At 69.5% G+C, this 11858-nt stretch carries 10 protein-coding genes; 3 read left to right on the forward strand and 7 right to left on the reverse strand.

All coding sequences use genetic code 11. The features are described from left to right. The first annotated feature begins 106 nt into the window (after positions 1-106). Positions 107-646: a nuclear transport factor 2 family protein gene (locus HRJ34_RS15900; RefSeq protein WP_208631792.1), complete on the forward strand. Its 540-nt coding sequence runs from the start codon at positions 107-109 to the stop codon at positions 644-646. 15 nt (positions 647-661) lie between these two features. Here HRJ34_RS15900 and HRJ34_RS15905 read toward each other — a convergent pair whose 3' ends face one another. From HRJ34_RS15905 to HRJ34_RS15935, 7 genes are all read right to left on the reverse strand, one after another. Beyond that, positions 662-1831: a lipid-transfer protein gene (locus tag HRJ34_RS15905; protein ID WP_208631793.1), complete on the reverse strand. Its 1170-nt coding sequence runs from the start codon at positions 1829-1831 to the stop codon at positions 662-664. Next, positions 1828-2226 carry a MaoC/PaaZ C-terminal domain-containing protein gene (locus HRJ34_RS15910; RefSeq protein WP_012049510.1) on the reverse strand — a complete coding sequence of 133 codons (399 nt, stop codon included), beginning with the start codon at positions 2224-2226 and terminating at the stop codon, positions 1828-1830. Before HRJ34_RS15910 ends, HRJ34_RS15905 begins: the two co-directional genes overlap by 4 nt. Then, positions 2223-3350: an acyl-CoA dehydrogenase family protein gene (locus tag HRJ34_RS15915; RefSeq protein ID WP_208631794.1), complete on the reverse strand. Its 1128-nt coding sequence runs from the start codon at positions 3348-3350 to the stop codon at positions 2223-2225. Before HRJ34_RS15915 ends, HRJ34_RS15910 begins: the two co-directional genes overlap by 4 nt. 7 nt (positions 3351-3357) lie before the next feature. After that, positions 3358-4296 (reverse strand): bifunctional MaoC family dehydratase N-terminal/OB-fold nucleic acid binding domain-containing protein, encoded by a 939-nt coding sequence (locus HRJ34_RS15920; RefSeq protein ID WP_208631795.1) that lies wholly within the window; start codon positions 4294-4296, stop codon positions 3358-3360. After that, entirely contained in the window at positions 4296-5468 is a 1173-nt protein-coding gene (locus tag HRJ34_RS15925) for an acyl-CoA dehydrogenase family protein (protein WP_208631796.1), read from the reverse strand. The genes HRJ34_RS15920 and HRJ34_RS15925 overlap by 1 nt, the downstream gene beginning before the upstream one ends. Next, a complete protein-coding gene (locus HRJ34_RS15930) occupies positions 5458-7284 on the reverse strand; it encodes a long-chain-acyl-CoA synthetase (protein ID WP_208631797.1) in 1827 nt (608 codons plus the stop codon). Before HRJ34_RS15930 ends, HRJ34_RS15925 begins: the two co-directional genes overlap by 11 nt. Before the next feature lie 104 nt (positions 7285-7388). Then, the gene (locus HRJ34_RS15935) at positions 7389-8234 is read right to left on the reverse strand and encodes a helix-turn-helix domain-containing protein (RefSeq protein ID WP_012049505.1); all 846 of its coding nucleotides are present in this window, start codon (positions 8232-8234) and stop codon (positions 7389-7391) included. 340 nt (positions 8235-8574) lie between these two features. Between HRJ34_RS15935 and HRJ34_RS15940 the strand changes: the two genes are divergently transcribed. Continuing rightward, the gene (locus HRJ34_RS15940) at positions 8575-10950 is read left to right on the forward strand and encodes a TonB-dependent receptor (RefSeq protein WP_226948809.1); all 2376 of its coding nucleotides are present in this window, start codon (positions 8575-8577) and stop codon (positions 10948-10950) included. Positions 10951-10958: 8 nt separating this feature from the next. Further along, complete coding sequence (locus tag HRJ34_RS15945) at positions 10959-11768, forward strand: SDR family NAD(P)-dependent oxidoreductase (RefSeq protein WP_208631799.1); 810 nt, start codon at positions 10959-10961, stop codon at positions 11766-11768. Positions 11769-11858: the final 90 nt, after the last annotated feature.

An 11858-nucleotide genomic window follows, 5' to 3' on the forward strand; every position in this document is an offset into this window, starting at 1 on the left:
TCATAACTTTACGCATATACATAATATTATGTGATATATACCACCATATGCGGATACATATCGCACTCACAATAGCAGAGAACACTACACAGATAAGGAGAGGATGATGGCCTACACGCTGCAGCAGCTATCGGACCTGGAGGATATCCGCACGGTGAAGCACCGCTATTTCCGCGGCATCGACACCGCCGACGAAACGCTGCTGGAGACGCTGTTCGCCGACGACGTCTCGGTCGAATATCGCGGCGGCGGCTACAAGGTCGCGCTCACCGGCAAGGCGGAGATGCTCGACTTCCTGATGAACAGCTTCAACGCGTCGGCGGTGGCGATGCACCACGGCCATATGCCCGACATCCGCCTGACCGGCGACGACGAGGCCGAGGGCCTCTGGTATCTCGAGGACATCTTCATCTCGCTCGATCGCCGCGACGTGACCACGGGCACCGCCATCTACCGCGACCGCTATCGCCGGATCGACGGGACATGGAAGATCGCGCGCACCGAATATGACCGGATCATGGAGGTGGTGCAGCCGCTGACCGACGCGATGGCGATCACCGTCCACCATCTCGGCAAGGTCGGCCGCAGGCCCGAGGATTGCGGCGACGTCAGCCACCTGATCACCTGGTTCGACAAGGCGGCCTGACGACCTGAAAGGGGGTCAGGCCGCCGCCAATATCAGCCCGCTGGTCGGAACCCCCGTCCCCGCCGTGACGAGGACATGGCCCGGCCCCGGCACCTGGTTGACCGACGTCCCGCGCACCTGCCGCACCGCCTCGGCGATGCCGTTCATGCCGTGGATATAGGCCTCGCCGAGCTGGCCGCCATTGGTGTTGACCGGCAGCCGCCCGCCCGGCCCGATCCCTTCCTGCGCGATGAAGTGCCGCGCCTGGCCGTGCCCGGCGAAGCCGAACGCCTCGAGCTGCGGCAGCACGAAGGGCGAGAAATGATCGTAGAGGATCGCGGTGCGGATGTCGTCCGGCCGCATCTGCGCCTGCGCGTAGAGCTGCGCGGCGACGAGATCCATCTCCGACAGGCGGGCGATGTCGGGCCGGTAATAGCTCGTCATCATCTGCTGGTCGTCGGCCGCGCCCTGGGCCGCCGCGCGGATGATCGCCGGGGGCTGCCTGAGCTTCGCCGCGCGCGCCGCGCTGGTGACGACGATCGCCACCGCGCCGTCCGATTCCTGGCAGCAGTCGAGCAGGTGGAGCGGCTCGACGATCCAGCGCGACGCCTGATGATCGTCGAGGGTGATGGGCTGCTGGTAGAACCAGGCCGCCGGATTGGTCGCGGCATGGGCGCGGCAGGCGACCGAGACCCGGCCGAAATCCTCCGAGGTGGCGCCGGTCTCGTGCATGTAGCGCCGCGCCGCCATCGCCACCCAGGACGCCGGGGAGATCAGGCCGAAGGGGACATAATAGCCGTAATGCGCGGACTCGGCGTTGGGCACCGGCGGCGGGGTGTGGCCGGTGCCGAAGCGATATTGCGACCGCTCGTTCATCGCGCGGTAGCAGACGACCACCTCGGCCACGCCGGTCGCGACCGCCATCGCCGCCTGCATCACCGGTGCGCAGGCGGCGCCGCCGCCATAATGGATGCGGCTGAAGAATTTGAGCTGCCGCCCGCCGATGTTGCGGAACACCTCGATCTCGGGATTATTGTCCATCGTATAGGTGCTGAGCCCGTCGACCTCGGCCCGGTCGATCCCGGCATCGTCGAGCGCGGCGGCGATCGCCTCGACCGCGAGGCGCAGCTCGGACCGGCCGCTGTTCTTCGAGAATTCGGTCGCGCCGATGCCGACGATCGCGGCCTTGCCGGACAGTCCGCTCATGCCCTCGCCCTCCAATGCAGCGTGACGGTGGCGGCGACATGCTCGCCGATCGCGTTGCGGCCGCTGACCCGCACGTCGACCTCGTCGCCCTCGACCCGGCTCACCGCCCCGGTGATCCGCATCGTGTCGCCGACGAAGTTGGGCGCGCCGAGCCGGATGTCGACGGCGGCGATCCGCGCCTCGGGCCCGCACCAGTCGGACACGTAGCGCTGGACGAAGCCGTTGCTGGTCAGGATGTTCATGAAGATGTCGGGCACCCCGGTCGCCTGCGCGGCGGCCTTGTCGTGATGGACGTCCTCATAGTCGTTGGTGGCGATCGCGGCCGCGACGATGGCGGAGGCGGTGATCGGCACGATCAGTTCGGGCAAGGCCTGCCCCACGGTCACGGTCTTCATGCGAGCGGCTCCGTCCGGCCCGAGGCGACCGCATCGCCGATCGCGGCGAGCATCGGGGCGCCGCCGCCCAGAGCCTCGCCGATCGCGGTGGCGGTCAGGAAATAGCGATGGATGGGATAGGTGACGTCGGCGCCGATCCCGCCGTGCAGATGCTGCGCAGCATGGACGACGCGGTGGCCGCCGATCGCCGCCCAATATTTGGCGGTGGCGACGTCGGCCGGCTGGACGCGGCCGGCGTCGATCTGCCAGGCGGCAAGCAAAGCGGTCGAGCGCATCGCCTCGACGTCGATGAAGGCGTCGGCGGCGCGCTGCTGCACCGCCTGCATCGATCCGAGCGGCTTGCCGAACTGGATGCGCCCGCTCGCATAGTCGGCGGTGCGCCGCAGCGCCTCGGCGGCGACGCCGACCTGGCGCAGCGCCAGCGCCACCTGCGCGCGCCGGACGAGGTCGGCGACGATCGCCGCCCGCCCGCCCGCCGGCCCGAGCACCGCGTCGCCGGCCAGCCGCACGCCGTCGAAGCGCAGCATCGCCTGCGGCTCGCCGCTCGTCGAGCGCTGCGGCTCGACCGTCAGGCCTGCGGCCCCGGCCTCGACCAGGAACAGCGCCGGCCCAGCGGCGGTGCGCGCGGTGACGAGCAGCGCCTGCGCCTCGGCGCCATAGGGCACCGCGACCTTGGCGCCGCCCAGTCGCCAGCCGTCGCCGTCCGGCGCGGCGGTCATGGCCGGATCGCAGGGGTCCACCCCGCCGACCTCCTCGATCGCGACGGCGAGGATCGCCGCGCCCGACAGCATCGCGCCGAGCCATTTTTTGTGCGCAGCATTTCCATGCGCGTCGATCGCCCAGCCGGCGAGCGCGACCGGGGTCAGCGGCAGCGGCGCGAGGGTGCGGCCCTGCTCCTCCAGCAGCAGCCCCAACTCGACCATGCCGAGCCCCAGCCCGCCCGCCTCGGCGGACAGCGCCAGCCCGAGCATGCCCGCCTCGGCAAGGGTCCTCCACAGCGCGTCGTCATAGGGACGGCCGCTGTCGGCGAAGGCCCGGATCGCCTCGTCGCCGGTCGCATCGTCGAGGATGCGGGCCGCCAGGTCGCGCAGCGCCTGCTGGTCGTCGGTCAGGGTGAAGTCCATGATGTCCTCAGGCGAAGCGGAAGGCGGGGAGGAGATAGCCGGGCTCGACCTCGACGAAGTCGGCGACGACGGCGCGGCCGATCTCGATCGCCTCGGCGGCGGCGTCGATCATGTTGGCGACGATGCGGACGCCTTCCTCCAGCTCGACCAGCACGACCGGCAGCGGATAGTCGAAGCCGGGCAGGCGCGGCTGGTGCATGACGACGAAGCTGTGGATCGTCCCCCGCCCGCTCGCCTCGACGATCTCGAAATCGAGCGATCCGGTCAGCGGGTCCATCGGCCCGGGCGGATGGCGCAGCCGCCCCTCGCAGGACTGGAACAGCAGCTTGCGCCGGTTCACCCCTTCCCAGAAGAAGGCGTTGTCATGGGTGATCGCCGGGCGCGGATGCGGCCAGGCCTTCGCCTCCGCCGCCGGTTCGGCCGGCCGGGACTGGGGCTGGGCCAGGTTCGGCTTGAACTTCAGCACCCGGAAGGTCATCCGCCCGACCGGCTCGCCGGCGACGGTGAAGTCGTACGCGAGCGTGACGAAATGGCCGATGCCGAGCGCGGTCCGCTTCTCGTCCGACACGTCGGCGACGATCGGCGTCGAGGTGACGACCTCGCCCAAGGTCAGGTAGCGGCCATAGTCCTGGCGGACGTTGGTCGCGACGACGCCGGTATAGCCCGCATCGTCGAACAGACTCAGCACCGCCATCCCCTCCTCGGCGGTGCGGCCGCCGGGGCGGTAGGGCGCCATCGCCCAGACGTCGAGCATCGCCGGCGGCGCGACGATGCCGGGATGGCCGGCGGCGCGCGCGGCAGCCTCGTCGAGATAGACGGGGTTGGTCTCCCCCATCGCCTCGCACCAGCGGCGGATCATCGGCAGGTTGACCGGGTCGCGCGCCGTCGCCGGCATGCTGGCCGGCCGTCCGACCCAGGCGCGCGCCTGTTCGAGCAGATCGCCCATCAGCGTCCTCCCCGCGGCATGCCGAGCCCGACCTGCGCCACCATGTCGCGCAGCACCTCGGCGGTGCCACCGCCGAAGGTGTTGATCTGGCACTTGCGATATTCGCGCTCGATCCGTCCGCGCAGCACCGCGCCCGGCGATCCCTCGCGGATCAGCCCGGCGGGCCCCAGCACATCGAGCAGCAACCGCATCACCCGGATCATCCCCTCGGTCCCGAACACCTTGAGGCCCGAGGCGAGGTCGGCGCTGGTCGCCCCCTGCGCCACCTGCGCCGCGACCCGGTTGCCCATCACCCCGATCGCGCGGAGCAGGGCATAGGCCTCGCCCAGCGTCGATCGCACCCACGGCACGTCGATCAGCCGCCCCGCGCCCGCCGGCGTCTCGCGCGCCCATTGGACGACCTGGTCGAAGCAGCCATTGCCGCTGTAGCTGAGCGCGGCGAGGCCGATCCGCTCATGGTTGAGCTGCTCGGCGATCAGCCGCCATCCGGCGTTGACCTCGCCGATCACCATGTCGGCGGGGACGCGGACATCCTCATAATAAGTGACGTTGGTGCGGAAGCCGCCGACCGTCCAGATCGGCGAGACCGAGAAGCCGGGCAGCCGCGTGTCCATCATCAGGATGGTGATGCCCTTGTGCGGCGGCGCCTGCGGGTCGGTGCGGACCGCGAGGAAGACATAGTCGGCGCCCTCCGCGCCGCTGGTGAAGATCTTCTGCCCGTTGACGACATAGTCGTCGCCGTCGCGCACCGCGCGGGTCGCCAGGCTGGCGAGGTCGGTGCCCGCTCCCGGCTCCGAATAGCCGATCGCGAAGATCAGCTCGCCGGTCGCGATGCGCGGCAATATCTCGCGCTTCTGCTTCTCGGTGCCGAGCCGCATCAGCGCCGGCCCGACGGTGTTGACGGTGACGAAGGGGAAGGGCGCCTCCGCCAGCACCAGTTCCTCGAGCAGGATCTTCTGGGTCAGCGGATCGAGCCCCCGGCCGCCATAGTCGACCGGCCAGCCCGGCGTGAGCCAGCCGTCGCGGCCCATCCGGCGGATCACGTCGCGATAGACCGGGCCGCTTTCGGCATCGACCGTCGCGGCGCGCACCTCGGGGGTCATGATGCCGTCGAGATAGGCGCGGAACTCGGAGCGGAGCGCCTTCTGCCCGGGGGTGAAGTCAACGTGCATCGCCGGATGCTCCTTCGAAGGGCGGGATGCCGAGCCGGGCGAGCGCCTCGCCGGTCAGCGGGACGTAGCGGCCGGCCGCGGGGTCGGCGACGTAGAGCCGGTCGCCTTTGGCCGCCGCCGGGTCATAGCCTTCACGCTGGAGGTCGACCTTGCGCAGCTTGAAGGTGGTGGTCATCTCGGCGGTCGCCGACAGCCGCACGAACAGCGGCACCGCATAGGCGGCGAGATGCTCGACGGCGAAGGCGTGGAAGCCCTGCGGATCGAACGCCGCGCCGTCGCCATAGGTCAGCGCGACCATGCCGGCGCGACCCTCGGTGCCGGGCACGCGGACGCCGTAGACGTTGACGACCGACGGCCCCGGAAAGCCCGACAGCACCGTCTCCACCTCGGCGGTCGAGACATTCTCGCTCTTCCAGCGGAAGGTGTCGCCGACCCGGTCGACGAAGAAGAAATAATCCTCCTCGTCGAAGCGGACGAGGTCGCCCGAGCGGAACCAGCGGTCGCCCGGCCGGAACAGGTCGCGCAGCAGCTTCGCCTCGGTCGCCTCGGCCGAGGTATAGCCCTCGAAGAAGCCGGCGACGCCGTTGCCGTCGAGGATCTCGGCGACCAGCTCGCCCACCTCGTGCGGCCCCGCCTCGACAGGGTTGCCGGCGGCGTCGCGGACATGCTCGCCCGCCGCGACGTCCCATTTGAGGATGCGGATGTTGGTCGCCCGGGGATAGGGCAGGCGCCCGACCGAGCCGGGCCGCCCGTCGACATTGGTGATCCCGTAATTGGCCTCGGTCGATCCGAGCCCCTCGATGATGGCGTCGACGCCGAAGCGGTCGGCGAACGCCTCCCACAGGTCGGGCTTCAGCCCCGCCCCGGTCATCACCCGCAGGCTGTGGCCGCGGTCGCCGGGCGCCGGCGGGGCCGCGAGCAGGTAGCGGACGATCTCGCCGATATAATAGACCGCCGTGATCCGGTGCCGGCGCACGTCGGGCCAGAAGCCCGAGCGGCTGAACTTGCGGCGCAGCACGAAGGGCCGGCCGGTCGCCAGCGCCACCGACGGCACCACCATGCCGCCCGCGCCATGGTAGAGCGGCAGGACGCAGTAGAGGACGTCGTCCGCGCCGAACGCCATCAGCCCGGCCATCATCTCGCCGGCGTTGAGGAAGCGCATGTGGCTCATCCGCGCCGCCTTGGGCAGGCCAGTCGTCCCCGAGGTGAAGATCAGGTAGAGCGGATCGGCGAGCACCACGCCCTCCCGCGCGTCACGCGGCGGATCGTCGTCCCGCGCCCCGGCCATCGCCGCGTCGAGGTCGCGCCAGCCATGGGCCGATCGGTCCGCGCCCGTCTCCGACTGCTCGAACAGCAGCGGCGGCAGCGCGTCGGGGACCATCCGTTCGACCGTCGTCGCCAGCTCCGATCCGACGATCAGCGCGCGGGCGTCGACCTGGCGCAGCGCATGGCCCAGCACCTCGCCCGTCGCGCCGGTGTTGAGCAGCGCGGTGACGACGCCGATCTTGGCGAGGCCCAGCCAGATCGTCACGAATTCGGGCCGGTTGAGCATCAGCAGCGCGACGACGTCGCCCTTCCCCAGCCCCGCCGCCCGCGCGGCGTGCGCCACCCGGTTGGCGCGCCGGTTCATCGCCGCGAAGCTGATCGACTGGTCCTCGAACAGGATGAACGGCGTGTCGGCGGCGTCGGCGGCGCGCTCCTCGATCCGGTCGGCGACCGAATAAGCGAGGTCGCGGGTGAAGCCGGCGACGCGGGCATAGCCGCGCATCAGCCGCTGCATCGATTCCTCGCGGGACGGCAGGACGAAGGGTTTCATGCGGTGCGCATCCTCATTCCGCCGCGCAGGCTAGAAGGGGCCGGGGCGACGGGCGAGCATCGCCTCTGTTCGAATCCCGCCGCCGATGTTCCGATCCGATCGGATCAGCAGGGCAGCACCTCCGCCCGGTAGCGCGCCGGCGTGGTGCCGGTGGCGCGGCGGAAGGCGAGCGTGAAGCTGCTCGGCCCGCTGAAGCCCAGCGCCGCCGCGACCCGCTTCAGCGGCAGGTCGGTCTCGCGCAGCATCGCCTGCGCGCGCGCCAGCCGCGCCTCCTCGACGAAGCGGTGGACGGTGCGGCCGGTGCTGGCGCGGAAGCTGCGCGCGAAATGGCTCGGGCTCACCTCGGCGGCGGCGGCGAGCTCGGCGACGGTCAGCCGCTGGCCCACCGCTCCCGCGACGAGGTCCTCGACCCGGCGGAGCTGCCAGGCCGCCAGCCGCCCCCGGCTGGCGATCGTGGCGACAGCGCGCGAGCGGCGGAAATAGCGGGCGAGGTCGATCGAGAGCGACGCCGCGAGCGCATCGACCAGCAGGTCGGCGGCGAAGCCCGGCGCGATCGCCTCGGCCGCCAGCCGCTCCATCGTCGCGCGCACGCGCACGTCGCGCACGTCCCCGCACAGGGCGATCTGCCGGCTGTCGGTGGGATCGAAGTCGGGCGGCAGCAGGCCGGCGGCGGTGCTGCACACCGACAACTGTCGGTCGCCGCCGGGCCCCGTCGCGCTGATCGCCGCCGAGGCGGGGATGACCATCATCCGGCCGAGCGGCAGGACCGCGCTGCGCATGTCCGCGGACTGGTAGACCCCCGCCGCGCCGCGGCCGGGATTGCCGCACAGCACCATCAGGTCCTTGCCCGGCGCGCGGGTGTCGAGCGAGGGCCGCTCGTAACGATAGGTGTAGACATGGACCCGGGTCCTGTCGGTGCAAAGCTCGCCATCGGTCCTAGCGCGCGGCACATCACCCTCCTTCGCCCGCCTGCTGCGAACCCGTCCACCCTAGTCGGCCCGCGCCGCCAAGACCAGCACATTCGAAGCAATGCGTAGACATAACGACCATATCTCTACGCAATCTGTTAAGAGAGGAAAGCGTCGAAAGGCGGCCCCGCCAGCGCCCCAGAACAACAATACCTCTCATTATGCGCATCATTTTCTAACAAAAATTACGCGTTAATTATTGACTGTCGGCACACATCCGCCCTATGCGTTTTCATAATGGACAAACGCCCGACGACGAATCGGGGATCGGTAGGGGTAGAAGATGTCGCATCAAAAAGCTCGGTTTTCCACGCGCGCCGCGGTGATCGCCCTGGCCATCGGCGGCTGCACCGCGCAGGCCCAGACGGCGCCCGCCGACGAAGCCCCCCAGGCCTCGGCCGGCGGCGGCATCGAGGACATCGTCGTCACCGCCCGCCGCCAGTCCGAATCGCTGCAGAAGACGCCGATCTCGATCACCGCGCTCGACAGCCGCGCGCTCGAGCGGAACAACATCCAGGCAGTCGACAAGATCGGCCAGATCGCGCCGAACCTGGTCATCAGCCAGCAATCCTCGGCGCTGTCGGCGGCATCGATCAACATCCGCGGCATCGGCCAGACCGATCCCTCGCTCGGCCTCGACACCGCGGTCGGCATCTATCTCGACGGCGTCTATGTGGCGCGCAGCGCGGGCTCGATCTTCGACCTGGTCGACATCGAGCGGATCGAGGTGCTGCGCGGCCCGCAGGGCACGCTGTTCGGCCGCAACACGACGGGCGGCGCGATCCAGATCGTCTCGAAGAAGCCGGCCGACAGCTTCGGCGTCACCGCCAAGGGCGGCTATGGCAGCCGCGACAACATGTTCGGGCGCCTGCGCGTCGACACCGGCGAGTTCGGCGATTCGGGCATCTCGGCGTCGGGCAGCTATTATCACCGGCAGCGCGACGGCTATTTCAACAACCTGCTGACCCCCAGCAGCAAGGACCCCGGCTCGCTCAACGTCGACGCCTTCTCGGTCGCGCTGGACGGCGATTTCGGGCCGTTCAAGGCGAGCTACGGCTTCGACTATGACGACCGCGTCGGCGCGCCCGGCTTCTTCCAGACGGTCGCGCTCAGCCCCGCCGCCCAGGCCTATTACAGCCGCTCGCCGCAATATGGCGGCCCGGCGCTGCAGTTCGTCGGCGCCGACACGCGCCTCAAGAGCGGCCTGCAACAGCCCGGCGGCCCCGGCAACACCTACACCTCGCACAGCCGCAGCCAGGGCCACAACCTGACCCTGTCCTACGAGGTTTCGCCGGCCCTCACGCTCAAGTCGATCACCGGCTACCGCAAGCTGCTGCTCGAGAACGTCCTCGGCCTCAGCGGCCAGGGCGACCTCAAGGGCCTCGTCCTCGACTTCACCTCGCCGACCCTGACCTCGGTCCAGTCGGTGACGCCGTACAACGGCTACAACAGCCCGCAGAAGCAGAAGCAGTGGTCGCAGGAACTCCAGCTCCTCGGCAAGGCCGGCGACTTCAGCTACGTCCTCGGCGGCTATTATTTCCGCGAGAAGGTGTCGGAGCGGAACAACCAGAACCTGACCCTGGTCCTCGCGCCCGCCGCCCTGCCCTTCCTCGGCTTCCCCGGCGCGGTCGCCGATGCGCTGACCGCGCAGGGGATCGACCTGATCGGCTTCAACACCAGCCCGGTCGCGGCCTATTCGCAGACCTCGAAGTCCTATGCCGCCTTCGGCCAGGTGAGCTGGAAGCCGCAGGCGCTCGACGAGAAGCTCGAAGTGACCGGCGGCATCCGCTACACCGAGGACCGCAAGAACATCTTCCTGCAGAACAGCAATGGCGGCGTGTCGACGATCGTCGGCCCGGCGCGCGGCAGCACCAAGAACACCAACACGTCCTTCCTCGGCTCGGTCAGCTACCAGATCGACCCGGACGCGCTGGTCTATGCCAAGGTCTCGACCGGCTACAAGTCGGGCGGCTTCAACCCGCGCGCCGACACGCTGAACAGCTTCGCCCCGGAGAAGCTGGTGTCCTACGAAGCCGGCGCCAAGCTCGACCTGCTCGACCGCCATCTGCGCATCAACGCGGCGGCGTTCCTGAGCAAATATGACGACCTGCAGGTGCCGCAGTTCGCGGCCGGCAGCGGCGGCGCGTCGACCCTGCTGGTCAACGCCGGCAAGGCCGAGTTCAAGGGCTTCGAGCTGGAGGTCACCGCCATCCCGGCGCGCGGCCTGACCCTGTCGGGATCGCTCGGCTATACCGATCCGAAGTACAAGCGCTTCCTGTTCCTGAACCCGAACACCAACACGATCAGCGACATCGCCGCCACGGCGCGCTTCCCGAACGTCGCCAAGTTCAATTCGAACCTGGCGGTCGACTACACCTTCGAACCGATGGACGTCGGCACGCTGTCGGCGCGGGTCTCCTACGCCTATCGCAGCCATGTCTATTTCTACCCGAACGACGCGGTGAACCCCTATCAGCATCAGGTCGACTCGCCCGCGACCAACACGGTCGACGCGCGCATCGCCCTCAGCGACATCGCGCTCGGCGCCCGCGCCAAGGGCGAGATCGCGCTGGTCGGCGAGAATCTGCTCAACGAGAACCAGGTGCTCTACGGCATCGACTTCGGCTCGCTCGGCTTCGGCGGCAAATTCTACGCCGAGCCGCGCCGCGTGTCGGTCGAGTTCAAGATCAGCTTCTGAGCCGATCGATGAGCGAGGCCCCGACCAACGCCGTCATCACCGGCGCCGCCAGCGGCATCGGCCTGGGCCTCGCCCGCGAGGCCGCCCGCCGCGGGATGCGCCTCGTCCTCGCCGACCGCGACGCCGATGCGCTCGCGGCGGCGGCGGACACGCTGCCCGACGCGCTGGCGGTGCCGACCGACGTGACCGATCCGGCCGCGGTCGAGCGGCTCGCCGCGGCGGCCTATGACCGGTTCGGCCAGGTCGACCTGCTGTTCAACAATGCCGGGATCATGGCGACCGGCTTCAGCTGGGAGATCGATCCGGCGCGCTGGGACGCCTCGCTGAAGGTCAATGTCGGCGGCGTCCTCAACGGCATCCGCGCCTTCGTGCCGAGGATGCTGCGGGCCGCCCGACCGGCGCGGATCATCAACACCGCCTCGGTCGGCGGCTTCAATCCCAGCCCGCTCATGGCCCCCTACAGCGCCACCAAATTCGCGGTCGTCGCGCTGACCGAGGCACTGAAGGGCGAGCTCGACATGCTCGGCGCGCCGGTCGCGGTGAGCCTGCTCGCCCCCGGCCCGGTCCGCTCGGCGATCTTCGACGATCCGTTCGGCGGCACCGTCCATCCCGCGACCGAGCGCTTCGTCGCGGGGCTGCGCGGCATGATCGACCAATATGGCATGGACCCGGAGCCCTTCGCGGCGGCGGTGTTCGACGCGATCGCGCGGGGCGACTATTGGATCGTCCCGCAGCCCGAGGCGCTCGACCCGATGCTCGAGCGACGCCAGGCGATGATCGCCGCGCGCGCGCAGCCGAGCTTCGACTTCCTGTCCTGATGCCGACGCCCATCACCATTCTGCGTAAAACCAATCGGCATTCTATTACGCATGACTTGCGTTGATTCTGTTTTGTGTCATTATATGCGG

This window comes from Rhizorhabdus wittichii (assembly GCF_017607425.1).
Taxonomy (GTDB): Bacteria; Pseudomonadota; Alphaproteobacteria; order Sphingomonadales; family Sphingomonadaceae; genus Rhizorhabdus; species Rhizorhabdus wittichii.